Here is a 24,766-nt window from a genome sequence, read left to right on the forward strand (position 1 = left end):
ATTCTGCTTTAGCCGGGCGTGATATTCTTCACGCCCGACTATTTTCGGTCATTTCTCAGATCACATTCACGACTATGCTGCACACCTATCGCTCGACACATTCTGTTCTGGCCGTTTTTTTGATCCTGCTGTTTTTCTTTGCAGCCGCACCGCATTCCTGGGCCCGTGCAGACAACGGCAGTGACGTCCCGACGCGTGCCGAGGTTCAGTCGCAACTCGACACCCTGAATAAACAAAAAGATCTCTCCGCCCAGGAAAAGCTCGTTCAGCAGGACCTGACGGAAACCCTGGATACGCTGGATAAGATCGATCGCATCAAAGCCGAAACGGCCCAGCTGCGGCAGAAGGTCGCTCAGGCGCCGGAGAACATGCGTAAAGCAACGGAGGCCCTGAACGCGCTTAGCGACGTTGATAACGACGATGAAACCCGAAAAACGCTTGCCACGCTTTCGTTGCGCCAGCTTGAGTCGCGCGTGGCGCAGCTGCTGGACGATCTGCAAACGGCGCAGTCCGATCTCTCGACCTATAACAGCCAGCTGGTTTCGCTGCAAACCCAGCCTGAGCGCGTGCAGAACGCCATGTATTCTGCATCGCAACAGCTACAGCAGATACGTAACCGTCTGAATGGCATTACCGTGGGGGAAGGGGCGCTTCGACCGACCCAGCAAACGCTGCTGAACATCCAGCAGACGCTGCTGAACGCGGAGATTGAACAGCAGCGTAAGAGTCTGGAAGGCAACACGGTGTTGCAGGATGCGCTGCAAAAACAGCGTGACTACGTGAACGCGAATATCAACCGGCTCGAGCATCAGCTTCAGCTGTTGCAGGAGGCGGTGAACAGCAAGCGCCTGACGCTGACCGAAAAAACGGCGCAGGAAGCGGTCTCGCCAGACGAAACGGCGCGTATCCAGGCCAATCCGCTGGTGAAGCAGGAGCTGGAAATTAACCATCAGCTGAGCGAGCGCCTGATTCAGGCGACTGAAAACGGCAGCGCGCTGGTGCAGCAGAATATTAAAGTCAAAAACTGGCTGGATCGCGCTTTGCAGGCTGAGCGCAATGTCAAAGAGCAGATTGCCGTCCTGAAGGGAAGCCTGCTGCTGTCGCGCATTCTTTACCAGCAGCAGCAGACGCTGCCGTCCGCCGACGAGCTGGAAGACATGACCAACCGCATTGCGGATTTGCGTCTTGAACAGTTTGACGTTAACCAGCAGCGCGATGCCCTGTTCCAGAGCGATACGTTTGTTGCCAAAGTGGAAGAAGGCCATTCAAGTGAAGTAAACGGTGAAGTTCACGACGCGCTGTTGCAGGTTGTGGATATGCGCCGCGAACTGCTCGATCAGCTTAATAAGCAGCTGGGCAACCAGCTGATGATGGCGATTAACCTGCAAATCAACCAGCAGCAGCTGGTGAGCGTGTCTAAAAGCCTCCAGGAGATCCTGACCCAGCAGATTTTCTGGGTGAACAGCAACAAACCCATGGACTGGGACTGGTTTAAATCTTTCCCTGAAACGCTGAAATCCCAGATCAAAAGCATGAAAATTACCGTGAACTGGGAGAAAGCCTGGCCTGCGGTAATGATTGCCTTCCTTGCGGGTCTGCCTTTGCTGCTCATCGCCGGAGTAATACGCTGGCGTTTGAAATGGCTGAAGCAGTACCAGGCGAAGCTGGCCTCGGAAGTGGGGCAACTGCGTAACGACAGCCAGCTGCACACCCCGAAAGCGATCCTGATCGATCTGATCCGTGCTCTGCCGGTCTGCCTGCTGATCCTCGCCGTCGGCCTGATCCTGTTGACCATGCAGCTCAATATCAGCGACCTGCTGTGGGCGTTCAGCAAAAAGCTGGCGCTGTTCTGGCTGGTGTTTGGTCTGTGCTGGAAAGTGCTGGAAAAAGACGGCGTCGCGGTCCGACACTTCAACATGCCGGAGAAACTCACCAGCCACTGGCGTCGCCAGATTGTACGTATCAGCCTCGCGCTGTTGCCGCTGCACTTCTGGTCCGTTGTGGCCGAGCTTTCGCCGCTGCATCTGATGGATGACGTGCTGGGACAGCTGGTAATTATGCTGAACCTGCTGCTGATAGCCGTCCTGATGTGGCCGATGTGCCGCGACAGCTGGCGTGATAAAGAGTCCCACAATCTTCGTCTGGTTACCGTAACGGTGCTGGCGATCATTCCGCTGGCGCTGATGGTGCTGACGGCAACGGGTTACTTCTATACCACGCTTCGTCTGTCAGGCCGCTGGATTGAAACCGTGTATCTGGTGATCCTGTGGAACCTGCTGTTCCAGACCGTGCTGCGCGGTTTGAGCGTGGCGGCGCGCCGCATTGCGTATCGTCGTGCTGTTGCCCGTCGACAGCATCAGGTTAAAGAGGGGGCTGAAGGGGCTGAGCCGCAGGAAGAGCCGACCATTGCCCTGGAGCAGGTAAACCAGCAAACGATGCGTATTACCATGCTGGTGATGATTGCGCTGTTTGCGGTGATGTTCTGGGCCATCTGGTCTGATTTAATTACCGTCTTCGCCTACCTCGACAGTATCACCCTCTGGCAATACAACGGTACCGAAGCGGGCGCTGCGGTAATGAAAAGCGTCACCATGGGCAGCCTGCTCTTTGCGCTGGTGTCGTCGGTGGTGGCCTGGGCGTTGATCCGCAACCTGCCTGGTCTGCTGGAAGTGCTGGTGCTCTCAAGGCTGAACCTGCGTCAGGGGGCGTCGTATGCCATTACCACCATCCTGAACTACGTCATTATTATTGTCGGGGCGATGACGGTATTCGGCTCGCTGGGCGTCTCGTGGGATAAACTCCAGTGGCTGGCGGCGGCGCTGTCGGTAGGTCTGGGCTTCGGCTTGCAGGAGATCTTCGGTAACTTTGTTTCTGGCCTGATAATCCTGTTCGAACGTCCGGTGCGTATCGGCGATACCGTCACCATCGGCACCTTCTCCGGGACCGTCAGCAAGATCCGTATTCGTGCGACCACCATCACTGACTTCGATCGTAAAGAGGTGATTATCCCGAACAAAGCCTTCGTGACCGAGCGACTGATCAACTGGTCGCTTTCGGATACTACGACGCGCGTGGTGGTCCGACTCGGGGTGGCCTATGGTTCAGATCTGGATAAAGTGAAAGAGGTCCTGCTGGAAGCCGCGAAATCACATCCTAAAGTGATGCACGATCCTGCGCCTGACGTGTTCTTCACCACCTTCGGGCCAAGCACGCTGGATCATGAGCTGCGCCTGTACGTACGAGAACTACGCGATCGCAGCTACACCGTCGATGAGCTGAACCGCACCATTGACCGTCTGTGCCGTGAAAACAACATTAATATCGCCTTCAATCAGCTTGAGGTTCACCTGCGCAATGAGAAAGGTGACGAACATACGGAAGTGAAGCGCGAGATTAAGGGTGACGAAAACTCCGCCCCTCACCCTGCCCTCTCCCCAGAGGGGAGAGGGTAAAAAGCGAATCAGGGCAGATCTTTCAAACCGCACCTAACGGTCCCCTCTCCCTCCAGGGAGAGGGCTAGGGTGAGGGCAACCGGCCTTCACCTTTCCCTCAAAATCCCGCCGCACAATCTCCAGCGCTTTCAGCACCGTCTCCGCCGGGATCTCGTGATTCTCCAGCAGCATAATTAAATCGACGGCCAGCTTGACCTCGTCGGGGGCATTTTCCAGTGACATTAGTGGCTCCTGTTAACGGGTCAGGCGTTCAATGACGCGTTCAATCTCATCCAGCGCCTGACGGCAGCGGACGATGCGGCCTTCCAGCGCGCTGATTTCACGCATTAATAACTGCTGCTCTTGCAGCGTTTCGCTGGTGGTCAGGCGGGCTTCGCGCTCACACTTCATCTCAAACAGACGCCGCTCAAACTCCTGGTTCTCCAGCCGCTTGCGCTGCCATTTTCCGAGCCCTGGCGAGGCGCTGTCCCACGCCCGTAGCGGCCAGGCGGCGATTTCGCGGTGCAGGGCGGTGATCTGCTCGGTAAGATGCTCCGCAAGCCACACCACCTGTTCCTGCTGTTCACTCTCAACCGCGTGGCGAAGCTCGTCGAGGTTGGTCTGCATTTCAGCAAGGTAATCCTGAATGACGGTACTGCGGGTGCGGAAGAGCTGCCGGTCAAAGCGCGGTTTCAGCGTAGCATGTCCCATCAGCGGTGTGGCCTGCGCCCGCAGCGCGATCAGCTGATTTTGCAGCCTCTCAAGAAGCAGTGCTGTTTTCAATGCGCTCTCCAGTGGTAAAGTAGCCGTTCAGTTTGATAACGATTCGCATTATGCAGCGTACTATTTTAATCATCATTGGCTGGCTCGCGGTAGTGCTGGGTACGCTGGGCATCGTATTGCCCTTGCTGCCGACCACCCCGTTCATCCTGTTGGCCGCCTGGTGCTTCGCCCGCTCGTCGCCGCGTTTTCACCACTGGCTCCTGTACCGTTCGTGGTTTGGCGGCTACCTGCGGCACTGGCAAAAACACCGGGCCATGCCGCCCGGGGCCAAGCCGCGCGCCATTGCCTTCATCCTGATCACCTTCGCCGTCTCGTTATGGCTGGTGAAAATGATGTGGGTGCGCATTCTGCTGCTGGCAATCCTGGCCTGCCTGCTGATCTTCATGTGGCGGATCCCCGTGGTTGATGAAAAGCAACAAAAGCACTGAAGCCTCATCATGGCGGTTGCAATTATGGCGCACAGCCAGTAAATTCGACCGTTTTCGAGCACAGGTGCGCCTGGTCAAAGGTTAAACAACTGTTACTTTGACCGACTCGTCGCGCGCCGTGAGTAACACTGTTTCATTTAGGCACAAACCGATGACCGCAACTGCACAGCAGCTTGAATATCTGAAAAATAGCATCAAAAGTATCCAGGATTATCCAAAGCCTGGCATTCTTTTCCGTGATGTCACCAGCTTGCTGGAAGACCCGAAAGCGTACGCCCTCAGCATTGAACTGCTGGTTGAGCGTTATAAAAACGCCGGGATCACCAAAGTAGTAGGTACCGAAGCCCGTGGCTTCCTGTTCGGCGCACCGGTTGCGCTGGCGATGGGCGTGGGTTTTGTGCCGGTGCGTAAGCCGCGCAAACTGCCGCGTGAAACCATTGCTGAGAGCTATGAGCTGGAATACGGCACCGATCAGCTGGAAATTCACGTTGATGCCATCAAGCCAGGCGACAAAGTGCTGGTGGTGGACGATCTGCTGGCAACCGGCGGCACCATCGAAGCGACCGTGAAGCTGATCCGTCGTCTGGGCGGGGAAGTGACCGACGCGGCATTCATCATCAACCTGTTCGATCTCGGCGGCGAGCAGCGCCTGGAAAAACAGGGTATTACCAGCTACAGCCTGGTGCCTTTCCCGGGACATTAATCCCGTATCTCACAACCTCGCTCAATGGGTGAGGTTGTGATAGCATTCCCCTCCATTAATTCACCTTCCAGCGTTGCAGAGCCTGCCCATGAGTTATCAGGTGTTAGCCCGTAAATGGCGACCACAAACCTTTGCTGACGTTGTCGGTCAGGAACATGTGCTGACGGCCCTGGCGAACGGCTTGTCGCTAGGTCGCATCCATCACGCCTATCTTTTCTCCGGCACCCGCGGCGTCGGTAAAACCTCTATTGCCCGCCTGCTGGCAAAAGGTCTGAACTGCGAAACCGGGATCACCGCCACCCCGTGCGGCGTATGTGACAACTGCCGCGAGATCGAGCAGGGGCGTTTTGTCGATCTGATCGAGATCGACGCCGCCTCGCGCACCAAGGTGGAAGACACCCGCGATCTGCTCGACAACGTGCAGTACGCCCCGGCGCGCGGCCGCTTCAAGGTCTATCTGATCGATGAAGTACACATGCTGTCGCGCCACAGCTTCAACGCCCTGCTGAAAACGCTGGAAGAGCCGCCTGCGCATGTCAAATTCCTGCTGGCGACCACCGATCCGCAAAAGCTGCCGGTCACGATCCTGTCGCGCTGCCTGCAATTCCATCTGAAGGCGCTGGACGTTGAGCAGATCCGCGCTCAGCTTGAACACATTCTTGATGAAGAGAAGATCGTTCACGAGCCGCGCGCCCTGCAGCTGCTGGCCCGCGCGGCGGACGGCAGCCTGCGTGATGCGCTGAGCCTGACTGACCAGGCAATTGCCAGCGGTGACGGTAAGCTTTCCACTGACGCGGTTAGCACCATGCTCGGCACGCTGGATGACGATCAGGCGCTGTCGCTTATCGAAGCGATGATCGCCGCCAACGGTGAGCGGGTAATGACCCTCGTCAACGATGCCGCCGCCCGTGGCATTGAATGGGAAGCGCTGCTGGTCGAGATGCTCAGCCTGCTGCATCGCGTGGCGATGCTGCAATTGTCTCCGTCGGCCATTGGCGCGGACATGGCGACCATTGAACAGCGGATGCGTGAACTTGCGCGCACCGTGCCGCCGGCTGACGTGCAGCTTTATTATCAAACCCTGCTGATTGGCCGCAAAGAGCTGCCGTTTGCACCGGATCGCCGGATGGGCGTTGAAATGACGCTGCTGCGCGCGCTGGCCTTCCATCCGCGCAAGCCATTGCCGGAGCCGGAAACGCCCCGGCAGTCCTTTGCGCCGGTTGCGCCGACCGCGGTAATGTCACCGCAGCAGGTGCCACCGCAACCGGCATCGCCGCCGCCGCAGAACGTGCCGCTGTCGGATGCCACCAGTTCGGTGCTTGCCGCACGAAGCCAGTTGCAACGTGCGCAGGGAGCAACCAAACCAAAAAAGAGTGAACCGGCAGCGCCTGCAAGAGCGCGGCCGGTGAACAACGCCGCGCTTGAACGACTGGCCTCGGTAACGGAGCGCGTGCAGTCGCGTCCGGCACCGTCCGCGCTCGAGCAAAAAGCCCCGGCGAAAGAAGAGGCATACCGCTGGAAGGCGACTACCGTTGTTGAAACGGTCAAGGAAGTGGTCGCCACGCCAAAAGCGCTGAAAAAGGCGCTTGAGCATGAAAAAACGCCGGAGCTGTCCGCGAAGCTCGCGGAAGAGTCCATCGAGCGCGACGCCTGGGCCGCTGAGGTCAGCAAACTTCAACTGCCGAAGCTGGTGGAGCAGGTCGCGCTGAATGCCTGGAAAGAGCAGGAAGGCAATCAGGTGCGTCTGCACCTGCGCCCTGGCCAGCGGCACCTCAACTCCCCAGGCGCGCAAAAGGCGCTGGCCGAGGCGCTTACCGCATTACAGGGTGTGCCGGTTGAATTGACTATCATTGAAGATGATAATCCGGCGGTGAAAACGCCGCTCGAGTGGCGACAGGCGATTTATGAAGAGAAGCTCGCGCAGGCGCGCGAGTCGATTATCGCGGATAACAACATCCAGACCCTGCGCCGGTTCTTCGACGCCGATCTGGATGAAGAGAGTATTCGCCCCCTTTGATCGTGAGTCTGACTTACGGTTGTAATCCTTAACGTGAAAGAAGAGAGAAGCCTATGTTTGGTGGAAAAGGCGGTCTGGGTGGCCTGATGAAGCAGGCTCAGCAGATGCAGGAAAAAATGCAGAAGATGCAGGAAGAGATCGCTCAGCTGGAAGTCACGGGTGAATCGGGTGCCGGTCTGGTCAAGGTGACCATCAACGGTGCGCACAACTGCCGTCGCGTTGAAATCGACCCGAGCCTGCTCGAAGACGACAAAGAGATGCTGGAAGATCTGGTTGCAGCCGCGTTTAACGATGCCGCTCGCCGTATCGACGAAACCCAGAAAGAGAAAATGGCCTCTGTTTCCAGCGGTATGCAACTGCCGCCGGGCTTTAAGATGCCATTCTGATGCAAACCAGTCCGCTGCTCACGCAGTTAATGGAAGCACTGCGCTGCCTGCCGGGCGTTGGCCCGAAGTCGGCGCAGCGTATGGCGTTTACGCTATTGCAGCGCGACCGCAGCGGCGGGATGCGCCTGGCGCAGGCTCTGACCCGCGCCATGTCAGAAATTGGTCACTGTGCGGATTGCCGGACCTTTACCGAGCAGGACGTCTGTAACATCTGCACGAACCCGCGTCGTCAGGAAAACGGTCAGATTTGCGTGGTGGAGAGTCCGGCGGACATCTACGCCATCGAACAAACCGGGCAGTTTTCCGGCCGCTATTTCGTGCTGATGGGGCATCTCTCCCCGCTGGACGGCATCGGCCCGGATGATATCGGTCTCGATCGTCTTGAACAGCGTCTTGAGTCCGAGACGATCAAAGAGGTGATCCTCGCCACCAACCCGACGGTGGAAGGGGAGGCAACCGCCAACTACATCGCCGAGCTGTGCGCGCAGTACGGCGTTGACGCCAGCCGCATCGCCCACGGCGTGCCGGTCGGCGGTGAGCTGGAGATGGTCGACGGCACCACGCTGTCGCACTCGCTGGCCGGACGACACAAGATTATTTTCTGACCAAACGGAGGCTGCGTGCGCGGCCTCCGCTTGAAAATCCCCCCCCTTATCCCCATCTCTCACTCAACGTTTTACAACCCCATTAAATGGCATTGTTGAGGTCGACTTAGATGAAAGGACAAGAAACCCGTGGTTTCCAGTCAGAAGTAAAACAGCTTCTGCACCTGATGATCCATTCCCTGTATTCCAACAAAGAAATCTTCCTGCGTGAGCTGATTTCCAACGCCTCCGATGCGGCGGACAAGCTGCGCTTCCGCGCGCTGTCCAACCCGGATCTGTACGAAGGCGACGGCGAACTGCGCGTGCGCGTCTCTTTTAATAAAGAGAACCGCACCCTGACGATTGCCGATAATGGCATCGGGATGAACCGCGACGAGGTGATCGACCATCTCGGCACCATCGCTAAATCCGGCACCAAAGCGTTCCTCGAGTCCATGGGCTCTGACCAGGCGAAAGACAGCCAGCTGATCGGTCAGTTCGGCGTAGGCTTCTACTCGGCATTCATCGTGGCGGATAAAGTCACCGTGCGCACCCGCGCCGCGGGCGACAGCGCCGAAAACGGCGTGCTGTGGGAATCCAAAGGGGAAGGCGAATACACCGTTGATGATATCACCAAAGCGGATCGCGGCACCGAAATCACTCTGCACCTGCGCGAAGGCGAAGACGATTTCCTGAACGACTGGCGCGTACGCTCCATCATCAGCAAATATTCTGACCACATCGCGCTGCCGGTTGAGATTGAAAAACAGGAAGAGAAAGACGGCGAAACCGTGGTTTCCTGGGAGAAAATCAACAAGGCGCAGGCGCTGTGGACGCGCAACAAAGCTGAAATTAAAGACGACGAGTACAACGAGTTTTACAAGCACATCGCCCACGACTTTACCGACCCGCTGACCTGGAGCCACAACCGTGTGGAAGGGAAGCAGGAGTACACCAGCCTGCTGTACATTCCGGCGCAGGCGCCGTGGGACATGTGGAACCGCGATCACAAGCACGGCCTGAAGCTGTACGTGCAGCGCGTCTTCATCATGGACGACGCCGAGCAGTTCATGCCGAACTACCTGCGCTTTGTGCGTGGCCTGATAGATTCCAACGATCTGCCGCTGAACGTCTCCCGTGAAATTCTCCAGGACAGCACCGTCACCCGTAACCTGCGTAACGCCCTGACCAAGCGAGCGTTGCAGATGCTGGAAAAACTGGCGAAAGACGATGCGGAAAAATACCAGACCTTCTGGAAACAGTTCGGCCTGGTGCTGAAAGAAGGCCCGGCGGAAGACACCGCGAACGTGGAAGCTATCGCTAAACTGCTGCGCTTCGCCTCTACGCACAACGACTCCTCCGCCCAGACCGTATCGCTGGAAGAGTACGTCTCCCGAATGAAAGAAGGGCAGGAGAAGATCTACTACATCACCGCCGACAGCTATGCGGCAGCGAAGAGCAGCCCGCATCTGGAGCTGCTGCGTAAGAAAGGCATCGAAGTGCTGCTGCTGTCTGACCGCATCGACGAGTGGATGATGAACTACCTGACCGAGTTCGACGGTAAATCCTTCCAGTCCGTTGCTAAAGCCGACGAGTCTATCGATAAGCTGGCGGATGAAGTGGACGACAGCGCGAAGGAAGCCGAGAAGGCGCTGGAGCCGTTCGTTGAGCGCGTGAAAACCCTGCTGGGCGACCGCGTGAAAGAGGTGCGCTTCACGCACCGTCTGACCGATACGCCAGCCATTGTCACCACCGATGCGGACGAAATGAGCACCCAGATGGCGAAACTGTTCGCTGCGGCGGGCCAGGCCGTGCCGGAAGTGAAATATATCTTTGAGCTTAATCCGGATCATCCGCTGGTGAAACGCGCGGCGGATACCCAGGACGACGCCCGCTTTGCGGAGTGGGTTGAACTGCTGCTGGATCAGTCCCTGCTGGCCGAGCGCGGCACCCTGGAAGATCCTAACCTGTTCATTAAACGTGTGAATGCGCTGCTGCTGGCGTAATACAAAACCTACCCCTCACCCTGGCCCTCTCCCCAAAGGGGAGAGGGTGTTCAAGTTCCCTCTCCCCTTTGGGGAGAGGGGTAGGGTGAGGGGGAATCAACCGCACTAACCCAAATAATCTCCCCCCGTTAACCGTTTCAGCCTCCCCGCCTTCCTTGAGCGATACCCGTTCTGGTGGTATTGTTTAGCGCTTTTGAAAAATTGAATCGACATTTGAGGGGATTTTCGCAATGCGTATTATTCTGCTTGGCGCTCCGGGCGCGGGTAAGGGAACTCAGGCTCAGTTCATCATGGAGAAATACGGTATTCCGCAAATCTCTACTGGTGACATGCTGCGTGCCGCTGTTAAATCTGGCTCCGAGCTGGGCAAACAAGCTAAAGACATCATGGACGCAGGCAAGCTGGTGACCGACGAACTGGTTATCGCGCTGGTAAAAGAGCGCATTGCTCAGGAAGACTGCCGCAATGGTTTCCTGCTGGACGGCTTCCCGCGCACCATTCCTCAGGCTGACGCCATGAAAGAAGCGGGCATCAACGTGGATTACGTGCTGGAGTTCGATGTACCGGACGAACTGATCGTTGACCGTATCGTTGGCCGTCGCGTGCACGCTGCCTCTGGCCGCGTTTACCACATCAAATTCAACCCACCTAAGGTTGAAGGCAAAGACGACGTGACCGGCGAAGAGCTGACCACCCGTAAAGACGACCAGGAAGAAACCGTGCGTAAACGCCTGGTGGAATACCATCAGATGACCGCACCGCTGATCGGCTACTACTCCAAAGAAGCGCAGGCGGGTAACACCAAATACGCGAAAGTTGACGGCACCAAAGCCGTGGCTGACGTACGTGCAGAGCTGGAAAAAATCCTCGGCTAAGCGCACCTCTCTCACCCGGAGCCCCGGGTGAGAAAAATTCTCATCTTACCTATTACAGCAATGGGTTTCGTTTAAACGCATTTCCGCTACAATTGACAGCCTATCAAATGGTTAAGAGGCGTGAATGAGTCAGGCGAAAACCGGCATCCTGCTTGCCAATCTGGGCACCCCAGAAGCACCTACTCCAGCGGCGGTAAAACGCTACCTGCGACAATTTTTAAGCGACACGCGCGTCGTGGATACCCCAAGACTGCTGTGGTGGCCACTGCTGCGTGGTGTCATTCTGCCGATTCGTTCTCCGCGTGTAGCAAAGCTCTATCAGTCCGTGTGGATGGAAGAAGGCTCGCCGCTGATGGTCTACAGCCGTCGTCAGGAGAAGGCGCTGGCCGCCCGTCTGCCGGACATGCCCGTTGCGCTCGGTATGAGCTACGGTAAGCCATCCCTGGAAAGCGCCGTCGACTCTCTGCTGGCGCAGGGCGTTGAACACATTGTGGTGCTGGCCCTTTATCCGCAGTATTCGTGCTCCACGGTGGCTGCCGTCTGGGACGAACTGGCACGCATTCTGGCGACCCGCCGCCGTATACCGGGCATCACCTTTATCCGCGACTACGCCGATAACGAGCTGTACATTCAGGCGCTTGCCAGCAGCGCGCGCGCGTCGTTTGAAAAACATGGCGAGCCGGATCTGCTGCTGCTCTCCTATCACGGTATTCCGCAGCGTTTCGCGAACGAAGGGGACGATTACCCCCAGCGTTGCCGCGATACCACCCGCGAGCTGGTCTCCGCCCTCGGCCTGCCGCCTGAGAAGGTGATGATGACCTTCCAGTCGCGCTTCGGTCGTGAACCGTGGTTGACCCCGTATACTGATGAAACGCTAAAAATGCTGGGCGAGAAGGGCGTGAAGCACATTCAGGTTATGTCGCCGGGCTTCTCGGCGGATTGTCTGGAAACGCTGGAAGAGATTGCCGTCCAGAACAAAGAGTTCTTCATGGAGGCCGGCGGAACGAAATACGAATACATTCCTGCGCTTAACGACTCCCCTGAACACATCGATATGATGGTGTCACTGGTCACCACCCGCCGCTGATCGCGTTACGGGCCGGGTTTGTGCTACCATTCCCGGCCCGTATTCTTTGCACAGTTCAGACCATGAAATTTCCCGGTAAACGTAAGTCCAAACACTATTTCCCCGTCGATGCCCGCGATCCGCTGTTACAGCAAATTCAGCAGGAAAGCGAAACCAGCGCTGCCTGGGTGGTCGGTATCGATCAGACGCTGGTGGACATTGAAGCCAAAGTGGATGATGCGTTTGTCGCACGTTACGGTCTGAGCGCCGGGCACTCGCTGGTGATTGAGGATGACGTTGCCGAAGCGCTGTATCAGGAACTGATGCGCGAAAATCTTATCACCCACCAGTTTGCTGGCGGCACCATCGGTAACACCATGCACAACTACTCCGTTCTGGCAGACGACCGCTCGGTGCTGCTTGGCGTGATGTGCAGCAATATCGAAATCGGTGGCTACGCCTACCGCTACCTGTGCAATACCTCCAGCCGCACCGATCTGAACTATTTGCAGGGCGTTGACGGGCCAATTGGTCGTTGCTTTACGCTGATAAGCGATTCCGGCGAGCGTACCTTTGCCATCAGCCCCGGCCATATGAACAAGCTACGCGCTGAAAGTATTCCGGAAGAGGTGATCGCGGGCGCGTCTGCGCTGGTGTTGACGTCTTATCTGGTGCGCTGCAAGCCGGGCGAACCAATGCCGGACGCAACCATGAAGGCAATTGAGTATGCGAAGAAATACAACGTGCCTGTGGTTCTGACGCTGGGCACCAAATTCGTGATTGCCGACAACCCGGAGTGGTGGCAGGCCTTCCTGAAAGAACACGTCTCGATTCTGGCGATGAATGAAGAAGAAGCCGAAGCGCTGACCGGCGAAAGCGATCCGCTGCTGGCGTCTGATAAGGCGCTGGACTGGGTGGATCTGGTGCTCTGCACCGCCGGGCCGGTCGGGCTGTACATGGCGGGCTTCACGGAAGAAGAGAGCAAGCGGAAAACCCAGCACCCGCTGCTGCCGGGCGCTATCGCCGAATTTAACCAGTACGAGTTCAGCCGCGCCATGCGTCATAAAGACTGCATCAACCCGCTGCGTATCTTCTCCCACATTGCACCGTATATGGGTGGCCCCGAGAAGATCATGAACACCAACGGCGCGGGCGACGGCGCGCTGGCCGCGCTGCTGCACGACATCACCGCTAACGCCTACCACAAAACCAATGTGCCGAATTCCAGCAAACACACCTTCAACTGGCTGACCTATTCCTCGCTGGCGCAGGTGTGCAAGTACGCGAACCGCGTGAGTTATCAGGTGCTGAACCAGCATTCACCGCGCTTAACGCGTGGGCTGCCGGAACGGGAAGACAGCCTCGAAGAGGCGTATTGGGACAGGTAAAAGAAGACCCCTCACCCTGGCCCTCTCCCCAAAGGGGAGAGGGAACTTGAACACCCTCTCCCCTTTGGGGAGAGGGTCAGGGTGAGGGGACCAGGCCGCACAAAATTTACCCCGTCACCGCCTCTTCAACCGGCGGCTTCGTCAGCATTGTCAGCATCGTATTCGCAATCTCACGCTCACCCATCACCACCTGATTCGCGCCGCGCTCGGTAATGTACTCCACTTCGTCATCATAATGGGCGCGGGCTATGATTTCGATATGCGGGCATTTTTCACGGGCTGTGGCGACAATCTCGCCAGCCTCGTAACCGTTCGGGATAGTGAGCAGCAGCCAGCGAGCGCAGTCCAGATGCGCCAGATTCATAATTTCTTCGTTAGCCGCGTTGCCCAGCACCGCGCGGATGCCGCGTTCGCGAAGTTCGTCGACGCGGGTGCGTGACGTTTCAATCACTACAAGTGGAATGCCCTGAGCCATCAGTTTTTCACCCAGCAGGCTGCCGACGCGGCCAAAACCGACCAGCAGCGCGTGGTTGCAGATATCCACCGGGATCTGTTTCTCTTCTTCTGTCGCCTCTTCCAGCGTCAGCTCTTCGAGGGTTTCGGTCTTCTCGAGATATTTCTCCAGCAGGGCAAACAATACCGGGTTCAACATGATGGAGAGGATCGCCCCCGCCAGCACCAGATTTTGCCCAGCCTGTGGCAGCAGATTCAGGGCCATTCCCAGACCAGCCAGAATAAAGGCGAACTCGCCAATCTGCGCCAGGCTGGCGGCGATGGTCAGCGCCGTGCGCGGCGAGTGACCGAACATCCGCACCAGGAAGAAGGCGGCAACGGACTTACCAAAGATGATGATTGCCAGCGTACCCAGCACGGCCAGCGGCTGCTGGATGAGGATCATCGGGTCGAACAGCATCCCGACGGAGACAAAGAACAGCACCGCGAACGCATCACGTAGTGGCAGAGTATCGTGCGCGGCACGGTGGCTCAGCTCGGACTCGTTCAGCACCATCCCGGCGAAGAACGCGCCCAGCGCAAAGGAGACGTCAAACAGCTCGACAGCGCCAAAGGCAATGCCCAGCGCCAGGGCAAGGACCGAAAGCGTGAACAGTTCACGCGAGCCGGTGGCGGCGCTGCGGGACATGATCCACGGCACCAGACGGCGGCCCACCAGCATCATGATGGCAATAAACGCCACAACCTTACCGATGGTAATGCTCATATCCAGCGCCAGCGAAGCGAAGCCGATATTCTCTTTCTCCATCATCCCGGCGACGGCGGGCAGCAGTACCAGCGTCAACACCATCACCAGATCTTCAACTATCAGCCAGCCAATCGCGATTTGCCCGCGCTGGCTGTCTATCAGCTGCCTCTCTTCAAGCGCGCGCAGCAGCACCACGGTACTGGCGGTTGAAAGACACAGCCCAAATACGATACCGGTCATGATTGACCAGCCCAGCACCGCCGAAAGCGCCATGCCCAGCAGCGTCGCCACCCCTATCTGGGCGATCGCTCCCGGTATGGCGATCGACTTTACCGCCATCAGATCCTTCAGGGAAAAATGCAGTCCGACGCCAAACATCAGCAGGATAACGCCCAGTTCCGCCAGCTCCGGTGCAAGTTTGGTATCTGCGACAAAACCCGGCGTAAAGGGTCCTGCCAGCACGCCCGCTAACAAATAGCCTACCAGGGGCGAAATACGCAGTTTGTTGGCAATCATGCCGAGGATAAAAGCGAGCACAAGTCCACCAACAATGGTGGTGATAAGCGGTGTGGCGTGGTGCATTCCGTCTCCTTTCGCGATGGGTGATCCATTTTTGGTGCAAATACCAAAAAGCCGATTAATAGTTTATGACAATTTTTACGCTTATGTTTATGAATAATTGTTGAAATCACAATAAAAAGGCAATAAGCACGAAAAAAGGCAGATTTTGATAAATTTGCTGAGGGGAGGGAGAGGAAAGCCTTATGGCATCAGGTTATCCGGCTGCCAAAGTTTAACTTTGGCAGCCGTGTAGTTACGCTTTATGACGGTTGTCAGGCAGGAATATGGTCAACATCCCCAGAAGTGGCAGGAAAGCGCAGATTTTATAGACCAGGAAGATGCTGGTGTGGTCTGCAACCATCCCTAACACGGCGGCGCCAAGGCCGCCCATGCCAAAGGCAAAACCGAAAAAGAGACCGGAAACCATACCGATACGTCCCGGCAGCAGCTCTTGCGCATAGACCAGAATGGCTGAAAACGCCGACGCGAGAATAAAACCAATTATCACTGTCAATATTCCGGTCCATTCCAGCGTTGCGTACGGTAAAACAAGCGTAAACGGCGCAACGCCGAGGATAGAGCCCCAAATCACATATTTACGTCCGATTTTATCTCCCACAGGGCCGCCAATCACCGTGCCTGCCGCCACCGCAAACAGGAAGGCAAAGAGATGGAACTGGGCGTTTTGTACCGATAATCCGAATTTTTGCATCAGATAGAAGGTGTAATAGCTGCTAATGCTCGCCATATAGAAATATTTCGAGAAAATCAGCACCAGCAGCACGCTGACGGCAAGGATCACCTTATTGCGCGGAAGGGGATTGGTTATCTTCGCGACAGGTTTTCCCTTATTTACGCGATGCTGCGCGGCATACCAGCGGCTGATTTGCGCCAGGACGACAATCGCCAGCAGCGCGGCCAGCACAAACCACGCCACGTTGCCTTTGCCGTAAGGCGCGATAATTACCGCCGCCAGCAGAGGACCGAGGGAGCTACCAAAGTTCCCCCCCACCTGGAACAGAGACTGCGCCAGCCCGTGGCGTCCGCCGGAGGCCATACGCGCCACGCGGGACGATTCCGGATGGAACACCGATGAACCGGTTCCTACCAGCGCCGCGGCAACCAGTACCGCCTCAAAGCTGCCCGCCATGGCCAGCAGCACCAGCCCGCTCAGGGTGAAGCACATCCCAATGGGCAGCGACCATGGCATCGGGTATTTGTCCGTCCAGTAGCCCACCACCGGCTGTAGCAGCGAAGAGGCCAGCTGGAAAGTCAGGGTGATCATCCCGATCTGCACGAAGGTTAATGAGAACTCAGACTGCAACAGCGGGTAGATCGCCAGAATCAGCGACTGGATCATGTCGTTGAGCAGATGAGAGAGACTGATTGCGCCTAATACTTTGAAGGAAGTGCGCGATTTCGGCGGCGACGCCGGAACGCCCTGAACAGGCTGGGTTGATTCACTGATTGCCATAAATACCACGTCAATTTGTAATTAGAGATGCAGGGAGTAATTATTATCCGACTAACATACTCGTCCGTGACATTTGAAGAAAGTCGCAATTCTGAAAACTTATTTGTCTATTCTTGTGAGTCACTGTAATTTTTGCGTTTGTCTATGGGTCAGGGAGAGAGAAGATGAAGTTAATAAAGCGTGGCGTCGCGCTGGCGCTCATCGCCGCATGGGGGCTGACAAGCCTGCCCGCGCAGGCGTATGAAAAAGATAAAACCTATAAAATTACCATTCTGCATACTAACGATCATCACGGCCATTTCTGGCGCAGCGAATACGGTGAATATGGCCTGGCGGCGCAAAAAACGCTGGTGGACGGCATTCGTAAAGAGGTCTCGGCTCAGGGCGGCAGCGTGCTGTTGCTGTCGGGCGGGGATATTAATACCGGCGTACCGGAATCTGATTTGCAGGATGCCGAGCCTGATTTCCGCGGCATGAATTTAATTGGTTACGACGCGATGGCGGTCGGAAACCACGAGTTTGATAACCCGCTGAGCGTATTGCGCCAGCAGGAAAAGTGGTCCAAATTTCCGTTCCTTTCCGCCAATATTTATCAGAAAAGCACCGGCGAGCGCCTGTTTAAACCGTGGGCGCTGTTTAAGCGTCAGGATCTGAAGATCGCGGTCATCGGCTTAACCACCGACGATACGGCCAAAATTGGCAACCCTGAATTTTTCACCGACATCGAATTCCGTAAACCGGCGGACGAAGCGAAGCTGGTGATCCAGGAGTTGCAGCAGAATGAAAAACCGGATGTGATTATCGCTACCACCCACATGGGGCATTACGACAACGGTCAGCACGGCTCTAACGCGCCGGGCGACGTGGAGATGGCGCGCAGCCTTCCTGCGGGCTCGCTGGCGATGATTGTGGGCGGTCATTCGCAGGATCCGGTCTGCATGGCTTCTGAGAATAAAAAGCAGGTAGATTATGTGCCCGGCACGCCGTGCGCGCCGGATCGTCAGAACGGGATCTGGATTGTACAGGCCCACGAGTGGGGTAAATACGTTGGCCGTGCGGATTTCGAATTCCGTAACGGCGAGATGAAGCTGGTGCACTATCAGCTCATCCCGGTCAACCTGAAGAAGAAAGTGACCTACCCGGACGGCAAAAGCGAGCGGGTACTCTACACGCCAGAGATCGCTGAAAACCAGCAGATGCTCTCCCTGCTGACGCCGTTCCAGAGCAAAGGGAAAGCGCAGCTGGACGTGAAGATTGGCACGCTTAACGGACGACTGGAAGGGGACCGCAGCAAAGTCCGCTTCGTACAAACCAACATGGGGCGTCTGGTGCTGGCCGCGCAGATGGCGCGCACGAATGCGGATTTCGGCGTGATGAGCGGCGGCGGTATTCGTGATTCCATCGAAGGCGGAAACATCACCTATAAAGACGTGCTCAAAGTGCAGCCGTTTGGCAACGTGGTGGTGTATGCGGACATGAGCGGGAAAGAGGTAATTGACTACCTGACCGCCGTGGCGCAGATGAAGCCGGACTCCGGAGCGTATCCGCAGTTTGCTAACGTCAGCTTCGTCGCGAAGGACGGTAAGCTCAACGATCTCAAAATCAAAGGCGAACCTGTTGATCCGGCGAAAACCTACCGCCTGGCAACGTTAAGCTTTAACGCCACCGGCGGCGACGGCTATCCGCATATCGATAACAAACCGGGCTATGTAAATACCGGGTTTATTGATGCGGAAGTGTTAAAGCAGTTTATCCAGCAAAATTCACCGATTGACGTGAACGCGTATGAGCCGAAGGGCGAGGTGAGCTGGCAGTAGAGCGGGTGTGTTGTGCCGGGTGGCGGCTACGCCTTACCCGGCCTACATTCGAATCGTAGGCCCGGTATGCGCAGCGCCACCGGGCAATTTTCTCAATCCCTGCGCGCAATATCCGCAAATTTCGCGTCCAGCATTTTCGCCAGATCGCCTGCGGCCAGTTCGATATCCAGCCCGCGTTTGCCGCCAGAAATATAGATCGTCTCAAATTCCTGCGAAGGCGCATCGATCAGGGTCGGCAGACGCTTTTTCTGGCCGAGCGGGCTGATCCCGCCGACCAGATAACCCGTAGTGCGTTGCGCAACCATCGGGTCTGCCATATCGACCTTTTTCGCTCCCAGCGCTTTGGCCACTTTCTTCAGATCAAGCTGTCCGGCGACGGGCGTCACTGCCACGGCGAGGTGCTTCATATCGCCATTCACCGCGACCAGCAGCGTTTTGTATACCTGGTCCGCGTTCAGCCCCAGCTTGCGCACCACTTCATCACCAAAGTTGGTTTCGTTCGGATCGTGATCGTAGGTGTGGATCCGGAAAGAAATTTTGTTTTTTTCGAGTAATTTAACGGCGGGAGTCATGGCTATCCTTCTTACGACAGACGGTTCATGCCAGCAGCATACGCCTGACGTTTGTCTAAAAAATAGCACCATCTTGCGCAATAGTATTGGCAGTGATGGTTACTTTGAGCGACAATCGGCGTAGCCGAAGGTCACTTCGGTATAATAAAAACGATGAAATTCCTCTTTGACGGGCCAATAGAAATATTGGCCATTTTTTTATTTCAGCAGCGACGGCAAATTCCCTTCTCCGTACAAATGCAACGCGCCAACCGCGACAACATAACGACCGGCAGGCAGGGCATACAGCGTCTCCCGCCACGCCTGGTTGCGCGCGTTCATCAGCACATCATACAACGATTCACTGAACGTCGACGGTAACGCCAGCTTACCGTCTGCGGGCGGCGCATCCAGCCACCAGCCAATCATCGTTTGCAGCAGACGCGCGTTGGTGTGCCAGTGGGTCAGGGTATCATCCAGTAGCATCTTACCGTCATCAGGAAGCTGGCGAAGAAGCGCAATCTGGCTGTCCGTGCCTTCCAGTTCAATGACGGACAGGTTGCACGCCCTTGCCGCATTCAGCAGTTGATAATCGATACCGTAATCGCCGCGCAGCCCCAGGCGCTGCGCCTGGGTTGCCTGTAGCACCATGGCAATTTGCCACAGGGGCAGGGTGTCGAGCATTGAGAGCGAGACGCCGGACTCATCCGCAAGACGGGTAAGCTCAGCCAGCTGCGTCTCGTTAAGACGTTCAGCCAGGGGGCGGTCGCTTTCCAGCCCGGCAAACGGCGATTCATGGCCGGAGATGTCGGCTTCGACGATCAGCGCGTCGGCGCGCTTCAGTAGTTTAATCAGGCCGGAGGGCAGGGGGGACATATCCTGCGTGCCCATATGAATGCTTCCCACCAGGTGCAGTTGCTGCCCACCCGGAAGCGAAATATCCATACCGGGCCAGGCATAACGGCGGGGAAAAAGGGCGCGAAACGATGTTTTTATACGATTAAACAGACCCATACGCGCTCCATGACCGGAAAGGTTCATGCTAGCGCGTACGGGTACAAGGTTCAATCCTTCGGTTTAAACCGCAGCAGACGGTTAGCGTTGCTCACCACGGTAATTGACGAGAGCGCCATCGCCGCACCCGCAACAACCGGGTTCAGCAGGGTGCCGGTCAGCGGCCACAAAATCCCGGCGGCAATCGGAATGCCGAGCGAGTTATAGACGAACGCCCCCAGCAGGTTCTGCTTCATGTTGCGCAACGTGGCTTTCGAAATCGCCAGCGCATCCGCCACCCCCATCAGGCTGTGGCGCATCAGGGTGATCGCCGCGGTTTCAATGGCGACATCGCTCCCGCCGCCCATCGCAATACCTACGTCAGCCTGCGCCAGCGCCGGGGCGTCGTTGATGCCGTCGCCGACCATCGCCACCTGACGACCATCACGTTGCAATTTCCTGATGGCGTCCGCTTTGCCATCCGGCAGCACGCCGGCTATCACCTCATCAATCCCGGCTTCTCTGGCGATGGCGTTAGCGGTAGTCGGGTTATCACCGGTTAACATCACCAGGCGATAGCCCGCATGGTGCAGGCGTTGCAAGGCATCCACGCTGTCCTGGCGTAACGGATCGCGTACGGCCAGCAGCGCCGCCACCTGACCATCCCTCGCCAGCAGAACCGGCGTCGCGCCCTGAGAGGCCTGCGCGTTCAGCTCAGCGTCCAGCACGGACGTATCAACACCGTGTTCAGTTAGCAGTGCCTGGTTACCCAGCAGCAGCGTATGGCCTTCTGCTTCACCGCTGACCCCTAAACCGCGCAGAGTGCGGAAGTTGCTTACCTGCGGCAGGCGGGCATCACCGGCTTTCTCAAGGATGGCGCGCGCCAGCGGGTGACTGGAGCCTTGTTCCAGCGCGGCGGCCAGGCGCAGGGCATCCGTCTCCGTACAGCCAATGGTATTAACGGCCACTACCTGCGGTTTGCCCTCGGTGAGCGTGCCGGTTTTGTCAAAGACGAGGGTGTCCAGCGTGCTTGCCCGTTGCAGGGCGTCAGCATCACGGACCAGTACGCCAAATTCGGCGGCGCGTCCGACGCCAGAGATAATCGACATCGGCGTGGCCAGGCCAAGGGCACAAGGGCAGGCGATGATCAGCACCGTGGTGGCGATCACCAGGGTGTAGACAATCTGCGGCGCCGGGCCGAAGAAATACCAGATCGCCGCGCTCAGCAGGGCAATAACGACGACCACCGGCACAAAAATGGCGGAGATTTTATCGGCAAGCTGACCAATCTCCGGCTTACTGCTCTGCGCCTGGCGGACCATGCGAATGATGCGTGACAGCGTGGTATGGCTCCCGACCGCGCTGGCGCGGAACAGCACGCTGCCGTCCTGTACCACCGTACCCGCATGCACCGCATCGCCCTGAGATTTCTGCTGAGGGATCGGCTCGCCGGTCAGCATCGCTTCATCCAGCCAGGCATCGCCCTGGGTGATTTCACCGTCGACGGGTACGCGGTCACCGGTGGTGAGACGCAGCGTCATACCGGGTTGCACCTCTGAGAGAGGAACGTTTTTTTCCCCATCGTCGGTGACCACGCGGGCCGTCGGCGGGGTTAAATCGAGTAATCTTTCCAGCGCTTTCGACGAACGCTGACGCGCGCGGGCTTCGAGCATATGGCCTAAGTTAATCAGACCAATAATCATCGCGCTCGCTTCATAATAGAGATGGCGCGCCTCCATCGGGAACCACTGCGGCCAGACGTTAACGCTCATCGAATACAGCCACGCCGCGCCCGTCCCGAGCGCGACCAGCGTGTCCATCGTCGCGGTGCGGTTTTTCAGGCTCTTCCAGGCGCTGGTATAGAAATGTCCGCCTGCAAACACCATCACCGCAAGGGTAATCAGACCAATCACCAGCCACAGGGTGCGGTTGTCTGCGGTGACCATCATGTTGTCACCCATCATGCCCCACACCATCACCGGAATACCGACCAGCAGGGCGACGATCGCCTGCCAGCGGAAGCGCTTCATGGTGGCGACAGCCGTTTCCTGCTGGCGCTCGCGGCGCTCGGCATCATCTTCGATGGCCTCCGCCCCGTAGCCCGCTTTCTCCACGGCCTGCACTAAATCTGCGGCGGAGGCACTGCCCATCACCAGCGCAGTACGCTCCGCCAGGTTTACCCGTGCCTGTGCGACGCCCGGTACCGCCTGTAAGGCGTTTTGTACCCGTGAGACACAGCTGGCGCAGCTCATGCCGTTGATCAGCAGCTGTTGGCTGTCATCAATATCATCAGCTACCGGAAGCTCAGGGGTGGCCGCTGTCAGTGCTTCCGACGGGGATGATGACTCTGCCAGCGGTTTAGCCTTTGGGTGGCTTAACTCCGCCCCGTAACCGGCCTGTTTAATGGTATCAATCAGCGCGTCGGCGCTGGCGCTGCCGGTCACGGCGGCATGATCGATAGTCACCTCAGCGCTTTCCACGTCAGGACGCTGCTCCAGGCTTTCTTTAACACGTTTGACACAGTGGCCGCAGGAGAGGCCGTCCAGTGTCAGGTCAATAGTGTGAGACATAACAAAACTCCCGTATAATGTTCTGGTCAATTGTTGACCTTCACTCTGCTTTTCGCTAACTGTTATGAAGGTTAAACCTTCCATCAAGGGGAAGGTCAAGGGGGAAATGTGAATATCAGCGATGTTGCGAAAAAAACCGGCTTAACCAGCAAAGCGATTCGCTTTTATGAGGAAAAAGGGCTGGTGACGCCACCGTTGCGCAGTGAGAACGGCTACCGCAGCTATACGCAGCTGCATCTTGATGAACTGACGTTACTGCGCCAGGCAAGACAGGTAGGATTTAACCTTGAAGAGTGCGGCGAGCTGGTTAACCTGTTTAACGATCCGAAACGCCACAGTGCCAACGTGAAAAAACGTACGCTGGAAAAAGTGGCGGAGATCGAACGCCATATCATCGAATTACAGGCGATGCGTGAGCAACTGCTACAGCTGGCAGAATCCTGCCCGGGAGATGACAGCGCCGAGTGCCCGATTATCGACAATCTTTCCGGCTGCTGCCACCGTAAAACCCACGCCTAACAGGCTTTAATCCGCAGGGTAATGCCTTCCACCGCAATGACCTCAACCCGCGTGCCGGCGCTGAGGTCATCATCGGCCACCACCGGCCATGAACTGTCCCCCACGCGCATATGACCGCGTCCGTTGATCAGCGCGTTATCAAGCGTAAAACGTTTACCCACGATCTGCTGCCCACGCTGATTGAGATGCGCGTCGACCGGCTTCTGCGCCTTCACCCGTTTGTTCAGCCAGCGCCACCACAGCCAGGCGGCCAGCAGCGTCAGCACGGCAAACAGCGCGCCCTGCCACTCCCAGCCGACAGGCAGCAGCCAGACGACCAGCCCGGTAATCACAGCGGCAACACCGCTCCACAGCAGATAACCGTTGCCGCCAAGCATCTCGGCGGCCAGCAGCAAGCCGCCAAGGCTTAGCCAGAACGCATGAGGATGTGCAACGATGAGCTCAATCATTTTTTACGCTCGTTTCCGCCGTCTTTGATCAACTCGGCAATTCCGGCGATAGATCCCATCAGACTGCTGGCATCCAGCGGCATCATCACCACTTTGCTGTTGTTCGCAGAGCCGATCTCCTTCAGCGCATCGGTATATTTTTGCGCGACGAAGTAGTTCACAGCCTGGATATCCCCGGCGGCAATCGCCTCGGAAACCATTTGCGTCGCGCGGGCTTCCGCTTCTGCCGAACGTTCACGCGCTTCTGCCTGGAGGAAGGCAGACTGACGGTCGCCCTCGGCTTTCAGGATCTGCGACTGTTTTTCCCCTTCCGCTTTCAGGATCTCGGCCTGACGCACCCCTTCGGCTTCAAGAATATAGGCGCGTTTGGTACGCTCGGCCTTCATCTGCGCATTCATGGAAGCAATCAGCTCTGCCGGTGGGCGCACGTCGCGGATCTCAATGCGGGTCACTTTGATCCCCCACGGATTGGTGGCTTCATCAACAATGTGCAGCAGGCGGGTATTAATGCTGTCGCGCTGGGAGAGCATTTCGTCCAGCTCCATCGAGCCAAGCACGGTACGGATGTTGGTCATCGTCAGGTTGACGATCGCCAGCTCCAGGTTGCTCACCTCATAGGCCGCTTTCGGCGCATCAATCACCTGAATAAAGCACACCGCATCGATGGTGACGTTGGCGTTATCCTTAGAGATGACTTCCTGGGAAGGAATATCCAGCACCTGCTCCATCATGTTGATTTTACGCCCAATTCTGTCCATGAAGGGGACGATCAGGCTTAAACCCGGCTGAAGGGTATTGGTGTAGCGACCGAAACGTTCGACGGTCCACTGGTAACCCTGCGGGACAATTTTGACGCCTGCGCCCACGATAACCAGCGCAACGAAAATAAGGACAGGAACAACGATGAGCATAAAAACCTCCTGTTTTGCATGCCGTAACGAGAAAAGTTGCGTATTTGTTGAAC

The 24,766-nt window shown here is 57.1% G+C and carries 21 protein-coding genes and 1 other annotated feature; of the genes, 12 read left to right on the top strand and 9 right to left on the bottom strand.

Annotation, left to right across the window (positions count from 1 at the left end; translation table 11 throughout):
- The first annotated feature begins 74 nt into the window (after positions 1–74).
- Positions 75–3,452 (top strand): mechanosensitive channel MscK, encoded by a 3,378-nt coding sequence (mscK, locus tag ACQG0S_RS05165; protein WP_048966012.1) that lies wholly within the window; start codon positions 75–77, stop codon positions 3,450–3,452.
- A gap of 33 nt (positions 3,453–3,485) precedes the next feature.
- Here the strand turns inward: mscK and rsmS are convergent, their stop codons facing one another.
- Together rsmS and priC are read right to left on the bottom strand one after the other, a co-directional pair.
- Positions 3,486–3,674 carry a pleiotropic regulatory protein RsmS gene (rsmS, locus tag ACQG0S_RS05170; RefSeq protein ID WP_038415536.1) on the bottom strand — a complete coding sequence of 63 codons (189 nt, stop codon included), beginning with the start codon at positions 3,672–3,674 and terminating at the stop codon, positions 3,486–3,488.
- A 12-nt stretch (positions 3,675–3,686) separates the two neighbouring features.
- A complete protein-coding gene (gene priC / locus ACQG0S_RS05175) occupies positions 3,687–4,214 on the bottom strand; it encodes a primosomal replication protein N'' (protein ID WP_022647276.1) in 528 nt (175 codons plus the stop codon).
- Between the two features lie 50 nt (positions 4,215–4,264).
- Between priC and ACQG0S_RS05180 the strand changes: the two genes are divergently transcribed.
- The 9 genes from ACQG0S_RS05180 (at position 4,265) to ACQG0S_RS05220 (ending at position 13,667) form a co-directional block, all read left to right on the top strand.
- On the top strand, positions 4,265–4,642 hold the full coding sequence (locus ACQG0S_RS05180) for a DUF454 family protein (RefSeq protein ID WP_001189855.1): 378 nt from the start codon (positions 4,265–4,267) through the stop codon (positions 4,640–4,642).
- A 151-nt stretch (positions 4,643–4,793) separates the two neighbouring features.
- Positions 4,794–5,345: an adenine phosphoribosyltransferase gene (gene apt / locus ACQG0S_RS05185; RefSeq protein WP_000127359.1), complete on the top strand. Its 552-nt coding sequence runs from the start codon at positions 4,794–4,796 to the stop codon at positions 5,343–5,345.
- An 88-nt stretch (positions 5,346–5,433) separates the two neighbouring features.
- Positions 5,434–7,362 carry a DNA polymerase III subunit gamma/tau gene (gene dnaX / locus ACQG0S_RS05190; protein ID WP_023299467.1) on the top strand — a complete coding sequence of 643 codons (1,929 nt, stop codon included), beginning with the start codon at positions 5,434–5,436 and terminating at the stop codon, positions 7,360–7,362.
- Positions 6,692–6,756 (top strand) — a sequence feature (DnaX frameshifting element). (Overlaps the previous gene by 65 nt.)
- A 53-nt stretch (positions 7,363–7,415) precedes the next feature.
- Positions 7,416–7,748: a YbaB/EbfC family nucleoid-associated protein gene (locus ACQG0S_RS05195; protein ID WP_003858972.1), complete on the top strand. Its 333-nt coding sequence runs from the start codon at positions 7,416–7,418 to the stop codon at positions 7,746–7,748.
- A complete protein-coding gene (gene recR / locus ACQG0S_RS05200; RefSeq protein ID WP_006809843.1) occupies positions 7,748–8,353 on the top strand; it encodes a recombination mediator RecR in 606 nt (201 codons plus the stop codon). Before ACQG0S_RS05195 ends, recR begins: the two co-directional genes overlap by 1 nt.
- Positions 8,354–8,463: 110 nt before the next feature.
- Entirely contained in the window at positions 8,464–10,338 is a 1,875-nt protein-coding gene (gene htpG / locus ACQG0S_RS05205) for a molecular chaperone HtpG (protein WP_015571245.1), read from the top strand.
- A gap of 230 nt (positions 10,339–10,568) precedes the next feature.
- Positions 10,569–11,213: an adenylate kinase gene (gene adk / locus ACQG0S_RS05210; protein WP_022647279.1), complete on the top strand. Its 645-nt coding sequence runs from the start codon at positions 10,569–10,571 to the stop codon at positions 11,211–11,213.
- A gap of 124 nt (positions 11,214–11,337) precedes the next feature.
- Positions 11,338–12,300, top strand: coding sequence for a ferrochelatase (hemH, locus tag ACQG0S_RS05215; protein WP_017383216.1), 963 nt, complete (start codon positions 11,338–11,340; stop codon positions 12,298–12,300).
- Positions 12,301–12,362: 62 nt separating this feature from the next.
- Positions 12,363–13,667, top strand: coding sequence for an inosine/guanosine kinase (locus ACQG0S_RS05220; RefSeq protein WP_022647280.1), 1,305 nt, complete (start codon positions 12,363–12,365; stop codon positions 13,665–13,667).
- A 106-nt stretch (positions 13,668–13,773) separates the two neighbouring features.
- Here the strand turns inward: ACQG0S_RS05220 and ybaL are convergent, their stop codons facing one another.
- Complete coding sequence (gene ybaL / locus ACQG0S_RS05225; RefSeq protein ID WP_022647281.1) at positions 13,774–15,450, bottom strand: YbaL family putative K(+) efflux transporter; 1,677 nt, start codon at positions 15,448–15,450, stop codon at positions 13,774–13,776.
- Positions 15,451–15,682: 232 nt separating this feature from the next.
- Positions 15,683–16,903 carry an MFS transporter gene (locus ACQG0S_RS05230; protein WP_022647282.1) on the bottom strand — a complete coding sequence of 407 codons (1,221 nt, stop codon included), beginning with the start codon at positions 16,901–16,903 and terminating at the stop codon, positions 15,683–15,685.
- Positions 16,904–17,067: 164 nt separating this feature from the next.
- Here ACQG0S_RS05230 and ushA point away from each other — a divergent pair, with 164 nt between their 5' ends.
- Positions 17,068–18,720: a bifunctional UDP-sugar hydrolase/5'-nucleotidase UshA gene (ushA, locus tag ACQG0S_RS05235; RefSeq protein WP_023305601.1), complete on the top strand. Its 1,653-nt coding sequence runs from the start codon at positions 17,068–17,070 to the stop codon at positions 18,718–18,720.
- Between the two features lie 92 nt (positions 18,721–18,812).
- Here ushA and ybaK read toward each other — a convergent pair whose 3' ends face one another.
- From ybaK to copA, 3 genes are all read right to left on the bottom strand, one after another.
- Positions 18,813–19,292, bottom strand: coding sequence for a Cys-tRNA(Pro)/Cys-tRNA(Cys) deacylase YbaK (gene ybaK / locus ACQG0S_RS05240; protein ID WP_010428207.1), 480 nt, complete (start codon positions 19,290–19,292; stop codon positions 18,813–18,815).
- Between the two features lie 198 nt (positions 19,293–19,490).
- Positions 19,491–20,285, bottom strand: coding sequence for a TraB/GumN family protein (locus ACQG0S_RS05245; protein WP_023299471.1), 795 nt, complete (start codon positions 20,283–20,285; stop codon positions 19,491–19,493).
- A gap of 50 nt (positions 20,286–20,335) precedes the next feature.
- Positions 20,336–22,834, bottom strand: coding sequence for a copper-exporting P-type ATPase CopA (gene copA / locus ACQG0S_RS05250; protein ID WP_048966100.1), 2,499 nt, complete (start codon positions 22,832–22,834; stop codon positions 20,336–20,338).
- 108 nt (positions 22,835–22,942) lie between these two features.
- Between copA and cueR the strand changes: the two genes are divergently transcribed.
- Positions 22,943–23,353, top strand: a complete 411-nt coding sequence (gene cueR, locus ACQG0S_RS05255; protein ID WP_048966101.1) for a Cu(I)-responsive transcriptional regulator — start codon at positions 22,943–22,945, stop codon at positions 23,351–23,353.
- Here the strand turns inward: cueR and ACQG0S_RS05260 are convergent.
- Complete coding sequence (locus ACQG0S_RS05260) at positions 23,350–23,802, bottom strand: NfeD family protein (RefSeq protein WP_023299473.1); 453 nt, start codon at positions 23,800–23,802, stop codon at positions 23,350–23,352. The genes cueR and ACQG0S_RS05260 overlap by 4 nt on opposite strands.
- Positions 23,799–24,713: an SPFH domain-containing protein gene (locus ACQG0S_RS05265; RefSeq protein WP_003858941.1), complete on the bottom strand. Its 915-nt coding sequence runs from the start codon at positions 24,711–24,713 to the stop codon at positions 23,799–23,801. The genes ACQG0S_RS05260 and ACQG0S_RS05265 overlap by 4 nt, the downstream gene beginning before the upstream one ends.
- Between the last annotated feature and the right edge of the window lie 53 nt (positions 24,714–24,766).

Origin of the sequence: Enterobacter cloacae complex sp. 418I7, assembly GCF_050030705.1 — a bacterium.
Classification (GTDB): Bacteria; Pseudomonadota; Gammaproteobacteria; order Enterobacterales; family Enterobacteriaceae; genus Enterobacter; species Enterobacter intestinihominis.